The sequence below is a fragment of the Paraburkholderia unamae genome (assembly GCF_003268775.1).
Classification (GTDB): Bacteria; Pseudomonadota; Gammaproteobacteria; order Burkholderiales; family Burkholderiaceae; genus Paraburkholderia; species Paraburkholderia unamae.
In genome coordinates, this window is the sequence record NZ_QLSU01000004.1 from 267723 (window position 1) to 288036 (window position 20314).

General features: G+C 65.9%; 20 protein-coding genes. 13 read left to right on the forward strand and 7 right to left on the reverse strand.

All coding sequences use genetic code 11. The annotated features are described in order from the left end of the window. The first annotated feature begins 456 nt into the window (after positions 1 to 456). Positions 457 to 1245: a 2-oxo-tetronate isomerase gene (gene otnI / locus C7401_RS08645; RefSeq protein ID WP_112170955.1), complete on the forward strand. Its 789-nt coding sequence runs from the start codon at positions 457 to 459 to the stop codon at positions 1243 to 1245. A 28-nt stretch (positions 1246 to 1273) separates the two neighbouring features. Here otnI and C7401_RS08650 read toward each other — a convergent pair whose 3' ends face one another. Next, positions 1274 to 2104 (reverse strand): helix-turn-helix domain-containing protein, encoded by an 831-nt coding sequence (locus C7401_RS08650; protein ID WP_258396940.1) that lies wholly within the window; start codon positions 2102 to 2104, stop codon positions 1274 to 1276. 204 nt (positions 2105 to 2308) lie between these two features. Between C7401_RS08650 and C7401_RS44900 the strand changes: the two genes are divergently transcribed. The 3 genes from C7401_RS44900 to C7401_RS08660 all read left to right on the forward strand — a co-directional run bounded on the left by C7401_RS44900 (position 2309) and on the right by C7401_RS08660 (position 3510). Then, entirely contained in the window at positions 2309 to 2470 is a 162-nt protein-coding gene (locus C7401_RS44900) for a hypothetical protein (protein ID WP_165842001.1), read from the forward strand. Between the two features lie 275 nt (positions 2471 to 2745). Then, positions 2746 to 3177 (forward strand): DoxX family protein, encoded by a 432-nt coding sequence (locus C7401_RS08655; protein WP_112170957.1) that lies wholly within the window; start codon positions 2746 to 2748, stop codon positions 3175 to 3177. Between the two features lie 63 nt (positions 3178 to 3240). After that, positions 3241 to 3510 (forward strand): hypothetical protein, encoded by a 270-nt coding sequence (locus C7401_RS08660; RefSeq protein ID WP_112170958.1) that lies wholly within the window; start codon positions 3241 to 3243, stop codon positions 3508 to 3510. Positions 3511 to 3525: 15 nt separating this feature from the next. On the opposite strand, the gene C7401_RS08665 is transcribed toward C7401_RS08660, so the two are convergent. Next, the gene (locus C7401_RS08665; RefSeq protein WP_112170959.1) at positions 3526 to 5007 is read right to left on the reverse strand and encodes an MFS transporter; all 1482 of its coding nucleotides are present in this window, start codon (positions 5005 to 5007) and stop codon (positions 3526 to 3528) included. A 138-nt stretch (positions 5008 to 5145) separates the two neighbouring features. Next, positions 5146 to 6447, reverse strand: a complete 1302-nt coding sequence (locus tag C7401_RS08670; RefSeq protein WP_112170960.1) for an MFS transporter — start codon at positions 6445 to 6447, stop codon at positions 5146 to 5148. Between the two features lie 384 nt (positions 6448 to 6831). Between C7401_RS08670 and C7401_RS08675 the strand changes: the two genes are divergently transcribed. Next, positions 6832 to 7566, forward strand: coding sequence for a response regulator transcription factor (locus C7401_RS08675; protein ID WP_112170961.1), 735 nt, complete (start codon positions 6832 to 6834; stop codon positions 7564 to 7566). A 125-nt stretch (positions 7567 to 7691) separates the two neighbouring features. Here C7401_RS08675 and C7401_RS08680 read toward each other — a convergent pair whose 3' ends face one another. Together C7401_RS08680 and C7401_RS08685 are read right to left on the reverse strand one after the other, a co-directional pair. Beyond that, positions 7692 to 7970: a hypothetical protein gene (locus C7401_RS08680; protein ID WP_112170962.1), complete on the reverse strand. Its 279-nt coding sequence runs from the start codon at positions 7968 to 7970 to the stop codon at positions 7692 to 7694. 176 nt (positions 7971 to 8146) lie between these two features. Continuing rightward, on the reverse strand, positions 8147 to 8479 hold the full coding sequence (locus tag C7401_RS08685) for a hypothetical protein (RefSeq protein ID WP_112170963.1): 333 nt from the start codon (positions 8477 to 8479) through the stop codon (positions 8147 to 8149). A 224-nt stretch (positions 8480 to 8703) separates the two neighbouring features. On the opposite strand from C7401_RS08685, the gene C7401_RS08690 reads away from it, so the two are divergent. Next, positions 8704 to 11874 carry a transglycosylase domain-containing protein gene (locus C7401_RS08690; protein ID WP_112170964.1) on the forward strand — a complete coding sequence of 1057 codons (3171 nt, stop codon included), beginning with the start codon at positions 8704 to 8706 and terminating at the stop codon, positions 11872 to 11874. A 118-nt stretch (positions 11875 to 11992) separates the two neighbouring features. On the opposite strand, the gene C7401_RS08695 is transcribed toward C7401_RS08690, so the two are convergent. Next, complete coding sequence (locus tag C7401_RS08695; RefSeq protein ID WP_112170965.1) at positions 11993 to 12520, reverse strand: YMGG-like glycine zipper-containing protein; 528 nt, start codon at positions 12518 to 12520, stop codon at positions 11993 to 11995. Between the two features lie 25 nt (positions 12521 to 12545). Further along, the gene (locus C7401_RS08700; protein ID WP_112170966.1) at positions 12546 to 12929 is read right to left on the reverse strand and encodes a hypothetical protein; all 384 of its coding nucleotides are present in this window, start codon (positions 12927 to 12929) and stop codon (positions 12546 to 12548) included. Between the two features lie 52 nt (positions 12930 to 12981). On the opposite strand from C7401_RS08700, the gene C7401_RS44905 reads away from it, so the two are divergent. The 7 genes from C7401_RS44905 (at position 12982) to C7401_RS08730 (ending at position 20305) form a co-directional block, all read left to right on the forward strand. Continuing rightward, on the forward strand, positions 12982 to 13155 hold the full coding sequence (locus C7401_RS44905) for a hypothetical protein (protein WP_181565527.1): 174 nt from the start codon (positions 12982 to 12984) through the stop codon (positions 13153 to 13155). 192 nt (positions 13156 to 13347) lie between these two features. Next, positions 13348 to 13812 carry a DUF2844 domain-containing protein gene (locus tag C7401_RS08705; RefSeq protein WP_112170967.1) on the forward strand — a complete coding sequence of 155 codons (465 nt, stop codon included), beginning with the start codon at positions 13348 to 13350 and terminating at the stop codon, positions 13810 to 13812. Positions 13813 to 13828: 16 nt separating this feature from the next. After that, entirely contained in the window at positions 13829 to 15301 is a 1473-nt protein-coding gene (locus C7401_RS08710) for a DUF3443 family protein (RefSeq protein WP_112170968.1), read from the forward strand. A gap of 396 nt (positions 15302 to 15697) precedes the next feature. Then, on the forward strand, positions 15698 to 17395 hold the full coding sequence (locus C7401_RS08715) for a methyl-accepting chemotaxis protein (protein WP_112170969.1): 1698 nt from the start codon (positions 15698 to 15700) through the stop codon (positions 17393 to 17395). A 15-nt stretch (positions 17396 to 17410) separates the two neighbouring features. Beyond that, the gene (locus tag C7401_RS08720) at positions 17411 to 18253 is read left to right on the forward strand and encodes a CheR family methyltransferase (protein WP_112170970.1); all 843 of its coding nucleotides are present in this window, start codon (positions 17411 to 17413) and stop codon (positions 18251 to 18253) included. After that, positions 18237 to 18818: a chemotaxis protein CheD gene (locus C7401_RS08725; RefSeq protein ID WP_112170971.1), complete on the forward strand. Its 582-nt coding sequence runs from the start codon at positions 18237 to 18239 to the stop codon at positions 18816 to 18818. The genes C7401_RS08720 and C7401_RS08725 overlap by 17 nt, the downstream gene beginning before the upstream one ends. After that, on the forward strand, positions 18815 to 20305 hold the full coding sequence (locus C7401_RS08730) for a chemotaxis protein CheW (protein ID WP_112170972.1): 1491 nt from the start codon (positions 18815 to 18817) through the stop codon (positions 20303 to 20305). The genes C7401_RS08725 and C7401_RS08730 overlap by 4 nt, the downstream gene beginning before the upstream one ends. Positions 20306 to 20314: the final 9 nt, after the last annotated feature.

A 20314-nucleotide genomic window follows, 5' to 3' on the forward strand; every position in this document is an offset into this window, starting at 1 on the left:
CGAATTCCAGAAATCATTGACAGGAAGTTGGCAAAATGTCGGATATGCAATATGCACAATAACGATGAATATGTTTGAAAACGAATGGTGTTTCAAATTTTTCATCAAGTGCAAGAAAGTTGTGGGATTTCTGGGGAAAACGCAGTGAATCGTGAGGCTGTGTGTTTCCGGGATTTAAATATGGAGTTCGAAGCATGTGGTAAATCGGCATCAAACGTGGAGGTTGTCATCGGGAAATGAGGCGCGTTATACGCCAGGGCAAGAATTGGATTGGGATGAATGGGGCGATTGTTGCGTGCGCATGAATCCAGAATCTTTATTCCAGTTTCATTTCATGACGTGGACATATTCCCGAGATCGGCCGGCTGCCAACGGCTGAGGCCAACTTCACGCGCGCCCCCGCTTTGCCCGACAATACCGGCATCAGCCGTCATGCAAACCACTGGAGTGACTTCGATGCCGCGCTTTGCCGCCAATCTCTCGATGATGTACAACGAGCACGCGTTTCTCGACCGCTTCGCCGCCGCGGCGCGCGACGGCTTCGAAGCCGTGGAGTATCTGTTTCCGTATGAACATCCGGCCGCGCAAATCAAGGCGCGGCTCGACGGCGCGTCGCTCGTCCAGGCGCTCTTCAACGCGCCGCCGGGAAACTGGGCGGCGGGCGAGCGCGGCATCGCTTCGCTGCCGGGGCGCGAGGACGAGTTTCGCCGCAGCATCGACACCGCGCTCGACTATGCGCGCGTCCTTGGCAACCGCAAGATTCACGTGATGGCGGGACTCGTCGCGCATGAGGCGTCGCGCGCGGCGCAGCGCGATCTGTACCTGGAGCGTCTTGGCTACGCGGCACGCGTGGCTGCGGCCGACGGCATCGACGTGCTGATCGAGCCGATCAATACACGCGACATGCCCGGCTACCTGCTCAACCGTCAGGACGACGCGCACGCGATCTGCGCGGAAGTGGGCGCGCCGAATTTGCGCGTGCAGTTCGATTGCTACCACTGCCAGATCGTCGAGGGCGATCTCGCCGTGAAACTCGCGCGCGACATGGCGGGCATCGGTCACATTCAGATCGCGGGCGTGCCCGAGCGCCACGAACCCGACAGCGGCGAGCTCAATTACCCGTGGTTGCTCGCGCGCATCGACGAACTGGGCTACGACGGCTGGATCGGCTGCGAATACCGGCCGCGCGCCGATACGTCTGCGGGCCTTGGCTGGATTCGGCCGTGGCTGGCGGCACGCGCTTGAAGTTGCGAGGAAAGCGACCGCCTGCGCATCAGCGCATGGCGTCGCGCAACGCCTGCGCCGTTTGCGGGTCGGCGGGGAAGAACGCTTCGATCGCGAGCTCGGAGAGCGTGATGTCGACGGGCGTGCCGAATACGGTGGTCGTGCTGTAGAACGCCAGCTCGCCTAGCGCCGTGCGCACGCGCAGCGGCACGGCGATGTGATGCGTGAGCGGCTCGATGCTCGCGGCCGCCACGCCGGGCGGCGTCGGGTAGGCCGCGAGTTCTTCGTGCAGGGCGGCAAGCGCGGGGTCGCCGCTCGCATCGATCTGGCGTTGCAGGCGCGTGAGCAGATGCGCGCGCCACGCGTGCCAGTTGACGATGCGCGGCGCGATGCCTGCGGGATGCAGCGAAAGCCGCAGCGCGTTGATCGGCGCGTCGAGCAGGGCGGGCGACGCATCGCCGATAAGGGGGGCGAGCGCGCCGTTCGCGGCGACGATGTTCCAGTGGCGGTCCACCGCCACGGCGGGATAGGGCTCGTGCCCGCGCAGCACGAGATCGACGGCCTCGCGCGCGGCGGCAAGCTGCGGGTCGTCCAGGGCGCGCTCGCGGTAGAGCGGCGCATAGCCCGCCGCCATGAGCAGCGCGTTGCGCTCGCGCAGCGGCACGTCGAGCTGCTCCGCGAGATGCATGACCATTTCGCGGCTCGGCAGCGCGCGGCCCGATTCGACGAAGCTCAGATGGCGGGTCGAAATCTCCGCTTCCGTGGCGAGCAGCAACTGGCTCATGCGGCGGCGCATGCGCCAGTCGCGCAGCATCTCGCCGACGCTGCGGCGCGCGGCGCCGGCCGCGGTGGCCGGCAGTGTGGAGGCGAGCGTGTTCATGCCGCCGATTCTAGCGAAACGCGCGCGCAAGACCATTACGTCTGAGGTAAAGTCCGCGCCGCGCGCGGCCGTTATCGAATATATGAAAACCTCCGTAACAAGCCCCTGCGGCATTTATGGAGGACGTATACGCTGGACCGTGCGATCGCCTAGAATGAAAAGTCTCACGTACTGTGGCTGTGGCGTCGCGCAGAGGAGACCGCCATGAGGGAAACCGTTGCTGCTTACCTGCTCGGACCAGCCGTGATGGTGCTGGTGTGCGCGGCCATGTGGGCCGTGTCGCGCCGCAGCAGGGGCTTGCTCGAGGAGCGCTTCACGCGCTGGCTCGACGCCCATCGTCCGCACGGCATGCGTCACAAGCATTGAGCGTGCCAGAGCGGCGACGGCGTGCGCGCAGGCTCCTCGCCGGATCGCTCGCGCAACGGTTTCGCCGCCCGGCTCGCTGCTCCCATTCCATAGCATTCCGAATCAATTTCCGAGTGGTCCCGAGTGGCATTCGCACGTAGCCGTTGGCGCTATCGTGCGCGGCCCGCGTTCGTCCATCGGGGTTTGCCTGCTGTCTCCGTTTCATGTTGTGGGAAGGTTGGGGGAACTGAGCGCAAGCGCCACGGTCATTCCGATATTGCATACCGGAGCCCTTCATGACCCGTCCCGCCGATTCCCTCATCATCTTCATCGCCCGTGTCGCCCTTGCCATCCTGTTCCTTTGGGGTGGGGCCATGAAGCTGCTGGGGTATGCGGGGTTCGTCGGCTACCTTCATTCGAAGGGCGTGCCCTATGCCTCGTATGCGGCGATCGTGGCGACGGTCATCGAACTGCTCGGCGGCATTGCGCTCGTGCTGGGCATGCGCACGCGCGCTGTGGCCTTCCTGCTTGCCGTGTACGCTGTCGTTACGGCGATATTCGGACATGACTTCTGGAACATGACGCAAGCCGCGTTGCAACAGGACGCAGTGGTGCACTTCTGGAAGAACGTGGCGATCGCGGGTGGTTTCCTGCTGCTCACCGTAACGGGCGCGGGACGTGCTTCTGTCGATGGCTTGCGCGCGCCGCGCGGCGGCCTGCGCGGCTAGGCGCCCACGGCAGCGGGCAAAACGGCACAACCACCGGGCAACCGGACGACCAGGGAGCAGGCCTTGATACAGAACTTCGATTACAACGTGGCGGGCAAGCCGGAGCAATTCTGCGCGAGCCTCGCCGAAGACGGCACGCGGCGCGTGTTCATCAGTTATGCGGATACGGCCAAGACGCTCGTGATCCTCGACGCCACCGGCCTGCTCGGCGCACTCAAGGCCGAGCTGGAGGAGCCGGACCAGCTCATCGCGCACGCCATTCGCAAGGCGCAGAACGAAGGGCTGATCGAACGCGCGATCGACTCCGGCGCGATTCAGGAGGCGTCGCTGTAGCCGCCTTGCAGGGCGTCAGCGCGACTCGTTCAGGCGCGGCGCCGCAGCCGGGCGCGCCCCCGCGTGCGCCGCAGCGGTCCTCACGAACCACGCCAGCCCCGCCGCCGTGAGCAGGAGCGCCGTCGAGATCGCGGCCTCCGCTCGCAGGCCGGCCACCACCTGCGCCGCGAACGCGCCGCCCGCGAGCGCGCCGAACGCCGCCACACCCACCGCACCGCCCGCCTGACGCGCCGTATTGAGCAGCGCCGAGGCCGTGCCCGCGCGCGCCGGTTCGACCGAGGAGAGCACCGCTGTCGTCATCGCCGGGACGGCCAGCCCCATGCCCGAGGGAATCAGCAGGAAGGCGAGGAGCACGAAGGCGAGCGGCGTCGCGGCGTCCACCGTCGTTAGCAACGCGTAACCGGCCCCGGCGAGGAGCGCGCCGACGACCATCGGCCGGCGCGTGCCGTAATGCGCCACCACATGCCCGCTCACGATGTTCGACAGCAGGAAGCCGCCGGTCAGCGGCACGAACGCGAGCCCCGCCTGCAACGGCGTCTCGCCGCGCGCGTGTTGCAGGTAGAGCGCGAGCACGAACACGGTGCCGTAATAGGTGAGATTCACGCAGATGCCGAACAGCACCGCCGCGCTGAACGTGCGGTTGCGCAGCATGGCGAGCGGCAGCATCGGATCGCGCACGCGCGCTTCGAGCGAAACGAAGGCGAAGCCCGCGGCGAACGCGAGCGCGAAGCCGCCCGCCACCGCCCAGTGCATGAAGCCGAGCGGACGCCATTCGATCACCGCGCCCGTGAACGCCGTGAGCGCCACCACGGCGAGCACCTGGCCGCGCACGTCGAGGCTGCGCGCGGCCGCCGCTACCCCTGCCGTGGCCGCCGCGCCGGGTTCACGTGCATGGCGGCGCGGCGCCGGAATCCAGGCGAGCGTGGCCGCGAGGCCGGCCGCGCACAGCGGCAGGTTCACGAGAAAAATGCTGCGCCAGCCGAAAGCCGCGATCAGCAGGCCGCCCGCCACCGGCCCGGCGGCGATCGAAATGGCGCCCGCGGCGGTCCAGAAGCCCACGGCGCGTGCCCGCAGCGCCCGGTCATGGCGGCACGCCTCGTTGAGCAGCGCAAGCGAGTTCGGCAGCATGGCCGCCGCGCCCGCGCCTTGCAGCGCGCGGGCGGCGACCAGCATCGCCGCATTGGCGGCAAGGCCGCACGCGAGCGAGGCGAGCGCGAACACCACGAGCCCGGCGGCATAGAGGCGGCGCGCGCCGTAACGCTCGCCGAGCACGCCGCCCGAGAGCATCAGCACCGCGAAGGCGAGCGTGTAGGCGTCGACGATCCATTGCAGGCCCGCGACCCTCGTGTGGAGGTCGGTAGCGATGCGCGCGAGCGCGATATTGACGATGGTGACGTCGAGCTGCGTGACCACGAAGCCCACGCTGACTGTCGCGACGATGCGCGTGAGGGCGGGCGTGAAGTGGACGGGGGCGGGGGTGGGGTGTGAGGTATTCATGCACCCATCGTAGGGCGCATGCCGGCTGCGACGTTTCGGCCTGGGGTGAATCGTCGAAGCCGCCGGAAAAATGGCGCCGGAACGGCGGGGCCGTCCCGTGCGCCTTCAGTGCGCACTGAAGGCGCACGGAGTACGTGCTTACTCGTCGCGCTGCGGGTCTTTGAAGAACAGCGTCGTGATCGCGCCGAGCACGCAGATCGCGGCGACGTAGTACGCGGGCGCGAGCGGCGCGGACTTCATCATGAGCGCGACGACGATCGGCGTGAGGCCGCCGAACACGGCATACGCCACGTTGTACGAGAACGAGATGCCCGAGAAGCGCACCACGGGCGGGAACGCGTTCACCATCACATAAGGCACCGCGCCGATAGTCCCGACCAGCAGCCCGGCCACCGCGTAGAGCGGCATGAGCAGCGAGCTGTCCACGGCGATCTGGCGGAACAGCGTGTAGTACGAGATGGCCAGCGCAATGCCGCCAATGGCGAGCACGCGGCGCGCGCCGAAGCGGTCCGCGAGCGCGCCCGCGGTGACGCAACCGACCGTGAGGAAGAGCGTCGCCACGCAGTTGGCGAGCAGCGACGTGGTGGCGTCGAGATGGAACTGCTTTTGCAGGAGCGGCGGCGTCATCAGGATCACGACGACGATGGCGGCCGACAGCATCCACGTGAGCAGCATCGAGACGATCACGGCGCGGCCGTGGTCGCGCAGCACGGCCTTGAGCGGAATTTCGTCGGCGAGCGACTTGCGCGCCTGCATCTCCGCGAATACCGGCGTTTCGTGCAGCCACTGGCGCAGGTACACCGAGAACATGCCGAACAGCCCGCCGATCAGGAACGGAATGCGCCAGGCATACGCGGCGATGTCGCCCGGCGCGTAGTGATGGTTGACCGCCGCGGCGATCAGCGAGCCGAGCAGGATGCCGAACGTGAGGCCCGCCGTGAGCGTGCCGCACGCATAGCCGATGTGGCGGCGCGGCACGTGCTCGGAGACGAACACCCACGCGCCCGGCACCTCGCCGCCCACGGCCGCGCCTTGCAGCACGCGCAGCGTGAGGAGCAGCACCGGCGCGAGCACGCCGATCGTCGCATAGGTGGGCAGGCAGCCCATGGCGAGCGTGGGCAGCGCCATCAGCAGCACGGAGAGCGTGAACATGCGCTTGCGGCCGAGCAGGTCGCCGAAGTGCGCCATGACGATGCCGCCGAGCGGGCGCGCGAGGTAGCCCGCCGCGAAGATGCCGAACGTCTGGAGCTGACGCAGCCAGTCGGGAATCGTTGCGGGGAAGAACAACTGGCCGATGGCCGGCGCGAAGAACACGAAGATGATGAAGTCGTAGAACTCCAGGGCCCCGCCGAGCGCCGCGAGCGCCAGCGTCTTGTAGTCGCTGCGTGTGAGCGCGCGCGTGGCGGCTGGCGCGCGCACGTCGATGTCTGTTGCTTGCATTTCCGAAAAACCAGGGTGTTTGTTATGTACGACGTTGTAAGGAACGCGTGTGGACGTCCGTGATGGCCGAATTTGCCTGGTGCGCGCGTGGCGCGGGGGCGGCGGTCGTCGGAAAGTGGGCGCGAGGGTGGGGCACGGCAACAGCGCGTCCGTACGGGTGGGCGGACGCGCCGACGAGTTCAGGCCAGCGCGCAATTCTACAGGAAGCTTGCAGGGGGCCAGGCACGCCGGGGTAGGCGGCCGTCAGGGCGTGTGCCGATCGTTGTCGGAAATCAGCCGGGTGAGGGCGAGTCTGGGTGCAATTCGGACTCGTCCGATGGGCAGCCTTTGCACATATCCACAGAATTGCCCGGCTTGATTTTCGATCCATGAGAGGACTTCATCATGCGTATCGCGATTTTTCAGCGCGACGCTGTACACCGCCAGCAAATCGAGCGGGTTCTGACGCAATGCGGCCACGCGTGCATGCCGTTCAGCGAGCCGCTCATGCTTGCCCGGACGCTCGCCGCATCGACCGTGGACATGCTCGTGCTCGACTGGCAGGGTTCGCGGCTGGCGGGCTCGGAACTGGTGAAAACGTTGCGCGCCGTGAACGGCAGCCAGATTCCGGTGCTGTTCGTTTCGGAGGACATGTCGGACGAGAGCGTGGTGCGCGCGTTCTCGGTCGGCGCCGACGACTATGTGTGCCTGCCGGTTTGTCCTTCCGTGCTGCGCGCGCGCGTGAACGCGCTCCTGCGCCGCGCGTTCCCCGACCGCTACGACAACACCACGATCCACGCCGGGCCGTACCACTTCGACATGCGGCGCCAGGCGGTCAGCGTACACGGCAAGCCCGTGCTGCTGTCCAGCACGCAATACCGGCTTGCTTCGCTGTTTTTCGCGAACATCGGGCGGGTGCTCTCGCGCGACCACATTTATGCGATGGTGTGGGGCCGCGAGTTGCACACGCTCACGCGCACGATCGACAGCCATGTGTCGCGCCTGCGCCTGTTGCTCGAGATCGACGAGCCGAACGGTTTCCGGCTGCAACCGGTATACAAGAGCGGCTACCGGCTGCTGCGCCTGCAAGACGAGGCAGCGGCGCTCGCAAGCGAAGGCGAGGAACTGGAGCCGGCCTGATCCGGGTTCAGGCAAGCGCGGCTCGCGCAGCTTGAGGCACACAACAAGCAAACAAAAAGGGCGGCGGCACGTCAAGCGTGCCGCCGCCCTTTTGCGTAATGTGTGCCGGGGCGGTGCAGGGCGCGTCAGCGCGCGAGGCCGAGCCCTTGCAGGATCGCGTTGCCTTCCGAAGTGAGGCGGATACGCGATGCGCCGGCGTCGTCCATGACCGGCTCGACGAGGCCCGCTTCCTGTAGCATCGGAATCTCGGGTTTCGCTTGCGCGTCGATCGGCGCGTGCAGCAGCAACAGGAGCGTGGCGAGCTCGTGGTGGCTCAGCAGCCGGCGCAGCAGCGTGCGGCGTGCGGGCTTCGCTGCCGGCGTAGCGGCGCTCGTTGCCTGGTTCTGCGGTTCTTGCTGGTTCACGGGACCTCCTGCTGCGTTCGTTTCTTTTCGGTCAGCGCATGATGCTGACGAAGACTTAAGCGATTCTTAAAACCGCCCGCCAAAATGTGTCACGGCGCTACAGCGCGTAACGTCACGTAAGAAGATGTAATCGAACCAGGCGCGCCGCGCCGCGCTGAAAGCCCGGCGTCAAAATTTCAGGGCGCGCAGGTTTTGCTCGCCCCCTCGATCCACAGGTTCGAGGCGTGGCGCTTGCCCGCGTAATAGCGGTAGGTGGTCGTGCCGTTGTCGGCGCGGATCTTGATCACGTTCGAGTCGCCGAACTCGAGCATCTGGCCTTGCGGCAGCGGCGAGGTCGAGAAGCTGGCGCCGTGGTGCGTCGCTTCCACGGTCAGGCAGGAGATCACGTCCTGAACCGACCGGTTAGTCGTGGAATCGATGACCGGCTGGCCTGCATCCGGATTGCTCTGGAACCACGCGCACGCGCCGAGGCTGAGCGAGAGGGCAAGGGGTACGGCGAGCTTCTTCATATTTCTCTGATCTCGTACGAAGGCTACGGGAAGCCGATCATTATATCGGGAGCATCTCGCGTGCCACGTCCCCGACGTCAAACTGTCACGCGCCAGGCATAGGTGTTGCGGCAGTGCGACGTGCGTGCGCCGCCCGTCATACCGGCACGCAAGAACTTACGGAGCGAGATAGACTATCTTAGGGGTGCCGTCTCGAAGTCTGACGTGACGTCAGGAGAATACGCATGAACCGCCCGTCGGTACGCTTTCCTCTCCGCGCCACTGGCGCTGGCTCACTCTTGCGGTGGGTCAAGTGGGGATTCGTCGTCGCGTTTCTGGCCGCCCTCATCATCGTCGCGCGCATTGTCCAGATCGAGATCGACACGTCGCGCCTCCAGGCGCGCTACCTCTCCGAACTCACGCGCGACATCGGCTACACCGTCGAGAGCGGACCGAGCCACAGCATCCGTTTTCCCACCACGAACGGCCCGTATGACGTGCGGCTCGGTTACGCGCAATTGCCCGTATTCGAGAGCCGGCTTGCCCAACGCGGTTTCACGATCGCCGCCCAGGCGCGCGATTCGGATCGCATGATCGCCGTGGCCGACCAGGGGCTTTTCCTGCCTTACGAAGAAAAGGATCAGGCCGGCATCGTGCTGCGCGATTCGACCGGCGCGATGCTGTTCCATACGCGCTATCCGCAGCGCGCCTACGAGAATTTCGACGCCGTGCCGGCGGTCGTGCGCAATTCGCTGCTTTTCATCGAAGACAAATACCTGCTCGCCGAAGACCAGCCGAACCGCAACCCCGCCATCGACTGGGGCCGCTTTAGCCGCGCGCTCGTCGACCAGGGCGTGCGCATCGTCGACCGCCATCAGCAGACGCCGGGCGGCAGCACACTCGCCACGCAAATCGAGAAGTTCCGCCACTCCGCGGGCGGGCGCACCGCCACGCCGCCGGAGAAGCTGCGCCAGATCGCGTCGGCCTCGGTGCGCGCCTATCTGGACGGCCCGCAGACCATGCCCGCGCGCCAGCAGATTCTCGTGCACTACCTGAACTCGGTGCCGCTTTCGGCCAAGCCGGGTGTGGGCGAAGTCAACGGTCTCGGTGACGGGCTCGCCGCCTGGTACGGGCGCGACTTCCGCGAAGTCAACCGCATCCTGCGCGCGCCGATTTCGGAGGGCACGCTCGACGAGCAGGCGCTCGCATTCCGCCAGGTGCTCTCGCTGCTGATCGCGCAGCGCGCGCCTTCGTACTTCCTGCAAAAGAACAACGAGGCGCTGGCGAAGCTCACCGACAGCTACGTGCGCCTGCTCGGCGCGGGCGGCGTGATTCCTCCCGCGCTGCGCGACGCCGCGCTCTCCGCGCAACTCACGCTCGACCGCTCGAAGCCGCAACCGCGTGCGCCGGTTTCGTATGTTGAGCGCAAGGCGGTGCTGACGTTGCGCACGCAACTCATGCAGGCGCTCGGTCTGAAGACGCTCTACGACCTCGATCGTCTCGATCTCTCCGCCACGGCGACGCTGAACGACAGCGTGCAGCAGGCCGTGAGCGACCGTCTTGCCGACGCCGCGACGAAGGACGGCGCGCGCCAGGCGGGCCTCGTGGGCTTCGAAATGCTGCGCCCCGCCGACGACCCGTCGAAGATCGCCTACAGCTTCACGCTGTTCGAGCGCAGCGACGGCGAGAACCTCGTGCGCGTGCAGACGGATAGCGTGAACGAGCCGTTCGACATCAACTCGGGCGCGCGGCTGAACCTCGGCTCGACGGCCAAGCTGCGCACGCTCGTGACGTATCTCCAGATCGTGACCGCGCTGCACGACAAGTACGCCGACGAGGACGCGAAGACGCTGCGCGCCGCGCTGCCGCAGGTCGATCCGAGCGATGCGCTCACGCGCTGGGCGATCGACTATCTCTCGAAGACATCGGACCGCTCGCTGCCCTCGATGCTCGAAGCGGCCGTGGAGCGCAAGTATTCGGCCAGCCCTGGCGAGACCTTCTATACGGGCGGCGGCGCGCAGAGCTTCAACAATTTCGAGTCGAGCGACAACGCGCAGATCCTCACCGTGCACCGCGCGTTCCAGCACTCGGTGAACCTCGTGTTCGTGCGGCTCATGCGCGATATCGTGCACTACGAAATGATCCAGACTTCGGGCCCGCCCGCGCAGTGGCTCGACGACCCCGCCGTGCGCAGCCGCTTCCTCACGCAGTTCGCCGACGGAGAAAGCCAGGTCTACATGAAGCGCTTCTATACGCGCTACGCAGGCAAGAGCAACGACGACGCGCTGGCGACCCTGTTGCAGCACACGCGCAAGGGTCCGGCGCGCATCGCCACCGTGTTGCGCAGTGTGAACCCTGGCGGCACGCAGCCGTGGTTCAACGCACAGATGCGCGCGCAACTGAAGAACACGAAATTCCAGTGGCTCGACGACGAAGACCTCGCGCACTATTACGACAAGTACGCGATCGACAAATTCGACCTCAATGATCGCGGCTATATCGCGGGCATTCATCCGCTCGAACTGTGGCTCCTGAATTATTTGCGCGCGCACCCGGATGCGACGCTCGCACAAGTTCAGCAGGAGAGCCACGATACGCGCCTTTACACCTACAAGTGGCTGTTCAAGACGAAGTACCACGCCACGCAGAACCGGCGCATTCGCCACATGATCGAGTTGCGCGCGTACGACGCAATCGGCAAGTCATGGCGCGCGCTCGGCTATCCGTTCGACAGCATCACGCCTTCGTATGGCGCGGCGATCGGCGCATCGGGCGACCGGCCGGCGGCGTTGGCGCAGCTCATCGGCCTGATCTCCAGCAACGGCGAAAAGCTGCCGACGCATAGTTTCGACTCGCTCGAATTCGCGCGCGGCACGCCGTACGAAACCCGCTTCGTGCACGCGGCCACGCCGCCGCAGCCGCTGGTCTCGCCGGAGATTTCACAGGTGGTGCGCGAGTTGCTGACATCCGTGGTGGAGGGCGGCACGGCCAAGCGGCTCGCTGAAGGCTTGACGCTGCCCGACGGCAAGACGCTGCCCGTGTACGGCAAGACCGGCACCGGCGACCAGCGCTTCAATGTGTATGCGCCGGGCGCGCGGCTCATCGAGTCGCGCAAGGTGAACCGCAGCGCGACCTTCGTGTTCGTGATCGGCGACCGCTTCTACGGCACGCTCACGGCCTGGGTGCATGAGCCGTATGCGGCGCGCTACACGTTCACGAGCGCGTTGTCGGTGCAGTTGCTCAAATCGCTCGCGCCGGTGTTGCAGCCGTTGCTCGAAACGAAGTCGAAACCCGACGGCGGCGGCAAGCTCGATGCCGTGCATGCCGCCCAGCAGATGACGCTCATCGATACGCAAACGGGGGAAATGCGCCGCGTGGTGTGGAACGGCAAGACGCTCGACTTACCCGCGAAATAATATTCGGAATGCAAAGTAAAACGCGCGCTCGCGGCAAGCGTGGCGCGCGTGAGTTTGCCCGCTGCACGAAACGCGAGGCCGGCGCATGCGCGCTTGCCTCGCGTTTTCCTTTACAGCGTCAATACCCGCTCGGCGGCGGCGGGGGCGACCCTGGTGGGGGCGGCGGCAAAAAGCGCTGCTGCGGCGCGCTCTGGAATTGCTGGGGTTGCGTCATCACCATGTTGCCGGGCGCGGGAATGCGGTTGCCCGATGCATACATGCATTGCAGATAAGCGTAGTCGTAACGGCGTTGCACGTCCCACGACGACCCCTGTGCATTGCCCATGCCGACCGCGCTGCCCGCGAGCAGGCCCGCGCCCGCGCCGATGGCCGCGCCCTGGCCGCCGCCGAATGCCGCGCCCGCGGCGGCGCCAAGCGCCGTGCCGACCACGGCGCTGCCTACGCCGGAGGCCGTGGCCGCCTGGTTGGTGGAGACGCCGCCCACTTGCTGGAAGGCGAACTGGCGGCAGTTGAAGTCGTCGGCGCGGAACTGGTCGAAGGTCTTGCCCGTGCCCGGCAGCGCCATCACGCTCGGCCCGGTGGGGACCACGGCGCACGCGCTCAGCAGCCCTGCCGCGGCGAGTAGCGTGAGATAGGTGTATTTCATGTGCGGCTCGATATCGTCAAGGTGTTCAGTTCGAGGGCGCCGGCTGGGCGGGAACCGCGCGCCAGCCCGACGTGCATTGCTTCACATATGGATAGTAGGTTTTCGTGGCGTCGCAGTAGAACCAGGTGTCGCTGTTTTCCTGCTGGTTGTCCGCCATATCGGGGCCTTGCGGGTCCATTGCGGGCACGCCGCCTTGCGGGTCTCCCTGCTCGATATAGTCGGGCGCCTGCGGCGCGGGCGGCGCGACGATGACGGGCGGCGGCCCGTAGTAGTAGGGCGCGGGCGCAACCGGGTAGTAGTAGGGTACGCCGCCGCTGACGAACACGCCGACATGCGCCGCGTGCGCCGCGCCCGTCGCGCCGGCGAGCGCGGTCGCAACGGCGCCGAGTAACAGTTTGGACCTTCTCACACAGGATCTCCGGAAACGGGCGGGCAGGGGCAACGGCGCAGGCCCGCCAATTATGAAACGCTATGACATTGGCGTGATCAATGCAATTACGCGCGTTGCACCGATTTTTCGAGTTGTTACAGGTTTTGCCGTGATCGAGGCGCCAAAGGCCGCCCGCGTTGTGAACGGCGCGCAACGGCTCGCTTCGCGGTCCCTGTTTGCGCAAACGCGCGCCGCCTGCCTGTAACAATTGGATAGCGAAGTCCCCGCTGTCTGCTGACCTGGCTATGCGGGTCCGCACGACGCGTCATACCCAAACATATCAAAAAGCAATTTCGACTTTCTGCATGTAGGCCGTCCGTCAGCTTGACATAGACTCTTGACGCTTGACGGTCAGAGCGCGACGTCGTGCGCTTCCATAAATAATAAGGACTACGACATGAAGAAAAATCTTACTTGTCTTATCGCGGGATCGCTGCTCGCGGCGTCGCCGGCCTGGGCGTCGCTAGGCGGTGCGCCGACCTACGCGGGCGTGCGCAGCGCGCCCGAGGCTCGTCTCATGGCTGCGGGCAAGACCGCGACCGCTCCCTACACCGTCAATACCACGACGCTCGCGAACGGCACGACGATCCGCGAATACCTCGACGCGAAGGGCGTTGTTTTCGCGGTGTCGTGGCGCGGCCCTCGCATCGGATCGCTCGAAACGCTGCTCGGCGGATATTTCCCGGCCTGGCAGAAAGGACTCGCCAGCGCACAGGCCGCACGCGGCGGCGGCTATGGACCCGTCGCGGTGCGTGAGGACGATCTCGTCGTCGAGTCGGGCGGTCATATGGGCGCGCTGACCGGCCGCGCGTGGCTACCGAAGGCGCTGCCGCAGGGCGTCACAGCCGACCAGATCCAGTAATGCAACGGGGAACGCAATGAAACGAATCGCAGTGATTTCGGCGCTCATGCTGAGCGTCGCGCTGGCCGCATGCGGCGGTGGCGGGGACAGCGGCGCACCGGCGACAACGGGTGCGGGCACAACCGGCGGCAAGAACGCAGCCGGGCAGGCCGATGGCAGCTCCGGGGCCGCGGCATCCGCGCCTTCGGGGGCCTCGGCAGCGGGTAACGGCAGCGGCGCTTCAGGATCGGATAACGCATCGGGCGCGGCATCGGCGGGTGGCGCATCGGGAAGCACCGCATCGGGAAGTACGCCATCGGGCGGCTCCGGCACGGGCGATTCCGGCTCGGGCGCGCCCGACGCCGCCGCTTCCGGCACCGCCACCGACCCTGGCGGCGCAACCGCCGATCCGGGCAACACGGTTCCCGTGCTGGTTTCCTCGGCAACGGGCGTGCGCAACTTCCCGCTCGTGAGCGTGACGATCTGCCAGCCGAACAGCAGCGCGCGCACCAACTGCGCCACGATCGACAACGTGTTGCTCGACACCGGGTCGTTCGGCCTGCGCCTCTTTGCGTCGACCATCCCGCCCGCGACCCTGGCCGCGCTTCCGGTGCAAACCGATGCCGCTGGCGGGAACCGCGTAGGCGTGTGTGCGGCGTTCGGCTCCGGTCATACGTGGGGCAGCCTGCGCAACGCCGACGTCAAGCTCTCGCAGGAAATCGCGGCCGCCGTGCCGATCCAGGTGATGAGCGACCCGGCCATTGTTTCCGCGACGCCGGACGCCTGCGTGTGGAACACGGCGCTGAGCTCGCCGGCCGTGCTGGGCGCGAACGGCATTCTCGGCATCGGCACGGCGCGCTACGACTGCGGCCCCGCATGCGCCGCTTCGCCGCTCGCGGGCTACTACTATGCCGATGCCAATCCGGCCAAACCCGTTGCGATACCGCTCGCCCGCCAGATCATCAATCCCGTCGCGCTGTTTCCGCTCGACAACAACGGCGTGATCGTCGAAATGCCCGCGGTCGCGTCGCGCGGCGCGAGTTCGGTAAGCGGCACGCTCACGTTCGGCGTCGATACCCAGGCGAACAACGCACTGAGCGGCGTAGGCGCCACGGTGCTGGCGACGGACAGCTACGGCAATTTCGTCGCGAAGTACAGCGGCACGAGCCCGGTGCCGGGGTTCATCGATTCGGGGTCGAACGTGATATTTTTTGACGACACCTCGATCATGCAGTTCAACGGATTCTTCGCGCCGCCGGGCGAATGGACGCGCAACGTCGTGCTGAACGACGCCACGGGCGCAAGCGAAAGCGTGACGGTGAATATTGGCAACGCGATCGCGCTGCTTGCCTCGCCCAACTTCGCCTTCAACAACCTCACCGCCTACATGGCGCAGACGGTCGATCTCGGCTTCCCGTTCTTTCTGGGCCGCAAGGTCTACTACGGCATCGAGGGTTCGCGTTCGGCAGGCGGCGGGACCGGTCCCTATGTGGCCTACATGACCCGCTAACCGCACGGCTCATCCCCAGCACTGAAAGCGCACTGAAAAGTGCGCTTTTTTCTTTATGAAGGACTGGAAACATACCGCTTAATGAGTTTCGAATATTAATTATGCAAAATGATATTTATATTACGAATCGTTCATTGAATGAGAGGCTGCAATGCGGCGCCCGCATCCGTGGACAAATCAACCATTCGTGCGCTTTTCCGGGGGCGAAGAAAACGTTTGCCCTGGAAGAACCCCTGGTCAAGTTGACTGTGGAAGCGCCGTTATAGCACCGGTAAGAGAGGGCACGTTCGCGTGTGAGAAGCACACAAAATAATCTGAGAGAAACCGACCGCACAGTGCGGGAGGCTCGCCGGAATCCGAAGCGATTCGAAAGCAAAACCAAAGCGAGGGAAGACCATGGAACAATCGACGCCGGACCGGCAGCTCGAATTTCTCGAATTGAGCGCGGTCAATGCCGCTTTGCATCGCGTGCAGGCCGTAATCGAATTCGATCTTCAAGGCAACATTCTCCACGCCAACGACAATTTTCTCGCCACGCTCGGCTATACGCTCGAGGAAGTGCGCGGCAAGCATCACCGCATTTTTTGTGATCCTGACTATGCTCGAACCGAGGCCTACCGCCAGTTCTGGGAACGCCTGGGCCGCGGCGAGTACGATCGCGGCGAGTACCGGCGTTTTGGGCGCGGCGGCCGGGAAATCTGGATCAACGCCTCGTACAACCCGGTGATCGGCGACGACGGGCGGCCTTACAAGGTCATCAAGTTCGCCACGGACATCACCGCGGTCAAGCAGCAGCATGCCGAATACGAGGGGCGCTTGCGCGCCATCGACAAGGCACAGGCCGTAATCGAGTTCGACACGGGCGGCATCGTGCTCCATGCGAACCAGAATTTCCTCGACACGCTCGGCTACCGCCTGGAGGAAATTCTCGGCAAGCATCACCGCTTGTTCTGCGAAGAGGCGTACGCGGGCAGCCCCGATTATCGCGAGTTCTGGGCCAAGCTCAATCGCGGCGAATTCGACTCGGGGCGCTACAAGCGCATTGCCAAGGGCGGGCGCGTGGTGTGGATCCAGGCGACCTACAACCCGATCTTCGACGTGAACGGCCGCCTCTACAAGGTCATCAAGTTCGCCAACGACGTGAGCGCCCAGGTCGAACTGGAAGAGAGCGTGAAGCTGCGCGCGCAGGACGATCAGCGCAAGGTCGAGAAACTGCTCGCGGTCGTGAGCCGCGCGGCGGCCGGCGACCTGACGGGCGCGGTCGAGGTGAGCGGCGAGCAGCCGATCGACCAGCTTGCCGCCGGGATCAAGGGGATGATGACCGATCTTGCGGGCGTGATCGGCAAGGTGGTCGAATCGGCCGGCACGTTCAAGGGCTCGTCGCAGGATATCGCGGCGCGCGCGGACACCGTGGCGAGCGGCGCGCAGTTGCTCGGCGCGACCGTGGAGGAAATGAACGCGTCGATCGAGGAGCTGACCGCGTCGATCAATTCGATTGCCGACAATTCGCGCGGCGCCGATCAGCTTGCCAAGGACACCCAGCAGGAAGCCGAACGCGGCGCGAAAGCCGTGACCCGTTCGATCGAGGCGATGGAGCTCATCAACCGCTCGTCGGAGGACATTGCCGAGATCATCAAGGTGATCGGCGAGATCGCGAGCCAGACCAATCTGCTCGCGTTCAACGCCGCGATCGAGGCGGCGCGCGCGGGCGAGCACGGCTTGGGCTTCTCCGTGGTCGCCGACGAGGTGCGCAAGCTGGCGGAACGTTCCTCGCAGGCCACCAAGGAAATCTCGAAGCTCATCAACGAGTCGGTCAAGCGCGTGGCGCAGGGCAGCGAGATTTCGAAGCAGGCGGGCGAGGCGTTCGAGAAGATCGTGGCCGGCGTGAGCCGCACGACGCAAGCCATTTCGGAAATCTCCTGCGGCGCCGACGAGCAACTCATCGCCGCGCGTGAAGTGAGCGCCGCGATCCAGCAGGTGGCGGAGGAAACCGAGAAGTCGGCGGGCGCGTGCGACACGATCGCGCGCGCGGCGGCCTCGCTCAGGGGCGGCGCGGAAGGGCTCGACACTACGGTGGCGCGCTTCGTGGTGTGAAGCCCGGAGGTGGCAGTGGATATCGATCAGGATGCCGAACCGGCGGTGCGCCGCGCGCTGTTCGAGCAGGTGCGCCGTCATACGGGCATTGCGATGAACGAGCGCAAGTGGACCATGCTCAAGGGCCGCTTGCGCCGCCGCATCATGACGCTCGGCCTGCCCGACTATGGCGACTACCTGCGCGTGCTCGACACGAGCGCGGACGAGGTGCGTGACTTTATCGATCTGGTCACGACGAACGAAACGTCGTTCTTTCGCACGCCGCGCATCTGGGAGTATCTGGCGCGCGAATTCCTGCCGCGGTGGAGCGCGGCGCGGCCCGGCGAGAGCTTGCGCATCTGGTCGGCGGCGGCTTCGAGCGGCGAGGAAGCATGGACGACGGCCATGCTCTGCGAGGAGCGCCGCGCGCAGCATCCCGCGTTGCGCTACGCGATTGTCGGCACCGATATCTCGGACGGCATTCTCGCGAACGCGCGCGCCGGTCACTACGGCGGCCGCAGCATGGAGGGCTTGCGCCAGCAGCGGCCAGAACTCGTGCAGAAGTATTTTCGCAGCGACGCCACCGGCATTACCGTCAACGACACCCTGCGTGCGCAGGTGACGTTCCGCCGGCACAACCTCTACGACGCGCCGCGCGATCTCGGCGCGTTCGACCTGGTGTTGTTGCGCAACGTGCTGATCTATTTCGATCTCGAAGGCCAGAAGGCGGTGCTCGCAAACGTGCGTCGCGCGATGCGGCCGGGCGCGGTGCTGATCGTGGGCGAGTCCGAGTCGCTCAGCCGCGTCGCGACCGGATTCGCCTTCGAGCAGCCGCTCATCTATCGCAACGAGGAGCGTGAGCATGAGCAACCCGCATGACGTGCAGGTGAGAATGTGCGAGATCGCCGTGAGCAGCGGCGAAGATGCGAAGATCCTGCGCGCGACGCTGGGCTCGTGCGTAGGCATTGGCTTGCTGTGGCGCTCGCGCGGAACCTACGGGCTCGCGCATTGCCTCTTGCCCGAGCCGATGGGCGTCGCGCGCGGCGCGGCGCCTGCCGCTCCACAAGCGGGCAACGGCGCGAAATACGTGATCGAAGCGTTGCCGAAGCTGCTGGCCATGATGCACGCGGATGGCGCCGCCGAGGGGGAAATCGAGGCCGTGCTCGCGGGCGGCGCGAACATGATGCACCATCGCACGACGATACACGAACCCATCGGAGAACTGAACGTGCGCATGGCGCGCCAGATGCTCGCCAATACGCGCCTGAAAGTCGTGCACGTCGACGTGGGCGGCGAGTGCGGACGCCAGTTGACCATCGACTGCGAGCAGCATCACTACGCCGTGCGCCATTTCTCGCGCACCGCCTTGCCGCAGCCGCCGTCGTCGGCGCCTTCGACCTCGCCTTCGACCTCGCCTTCGATTGGATACGGAGTCACGCGATGAGTCTACGTTCGCTTGCAGCGGGGCCGAATATCGAGCTTTACGGCTCGTTTTATCTCGCGGGCGCCGAATTGGCCTTGCCGGTTGCGGCGTTGCAGGAAGTGGTCAACCATCCCGAGACGCTCACGCCGGTGCCGCTCGCGCCGCCGTACCTGCTCGGGCTGTTCAACCTGCGCGGCACGCTGATTCCCGTGGTCGATCTGCGGCAGTTGCTGAACTTGCACGCGCAAAGCACGAGCGCGACGCGCAAGGTGGCCATCGTCGAGACCGGCGGCGTGCGCGTGGGGCTCCAGTTCGATGCCACGGGCGAGATCCTGCGCGTGCCGCGCGATCAGGTCATCGCGCTCGCCACGCCCGAGGGCGGCACGCCCGCCGCGATCGGCGCGGTGCTCAAGCTCGACGGCGGCGAACGCATTTTGCAAGTGTTGGCGCCCGCCGTGCTGCTCGGCTTGCGCGACGTGCCGCATCTCGCGCAAACGGCGCCGCGTGTGAGCGAACGGCGCGCGCACCAGGGGCAGCGGCGCCAGAACGTGTCGTTCAAGGTGGGGGGCACGGCGCTCGCGCTGCCGATGGACGCGATTCAGGAAATTATTCGCGTGCCGCCGTTGCAGCATTCGCCGCTCGCCGACGAGGTGTGCATCGGCATGCTGAATCTGCGTGGCGCGACCATTCCGGTGCTCGATTTCGGCGCGTTCCTCGGCTTCGCGCGCGAGCGCGCCGATGATGCGCGCGTGGACGAACGGCGCATCGTCGTGCTTCATCGCAACGATCTGCACTTTGGCTTGCTGGTGGACGAAGTCGCGAGCATCGTGGCGTACCACGACGAGGAACTGCTCGCCATGCCGACCTACGGCGGCAACGCGCAACGCGCGCTGTTCGCGGGCTATCTGGCCGCAGAAGGACGCGCGGGCGTGCTGCTCATGAACGCGACCGCGCTATTCGACAACGAACGCATCGTTGCGCTGGCCGTTGGGCATCGCGATCTGTACCGCAACGCGCTGGCGCAGGCCGCGCAAAAGCGCGGCGCGGGCACGCGGCAAACGCTCGTCACGTTTCGCATCGGCCAGTTGATCGGCGTGCGCATTGCGCAATTGCGCGAGGTGATCGACTATCGAGACGATATCGTGAGCACGCCGGGGCTGCCCGAATTCGTGCGCGGCGTGCTCAACCTGCGCAGCGTGCTCGTGACCGTGATCGACGTGCGCGCGATGTACGGCATGCCGCCCTATGAGGATCTCTCGCGCGCGAAAGTGCTTATCGTCGAATACGAGCGGGAAAAGTACGGACTGCTTGTCGATGCGGTGGAGGACATCGTCACGCTCAATGGCGCGGCGCAGCTTGACATGCCGTCGGCCTTCACGCGCGGCGAGAACACGCGCGTGCATAACGACATGCACGAAGCCGTGGAACTGCCGGGGAAGGGCACGCTGATGCTGCTCGATCCCGCTTGCCTTTGCGCTCGCGTGGCGCAAGCGGCGGCGGCGGTCTGAAGAGGCGGG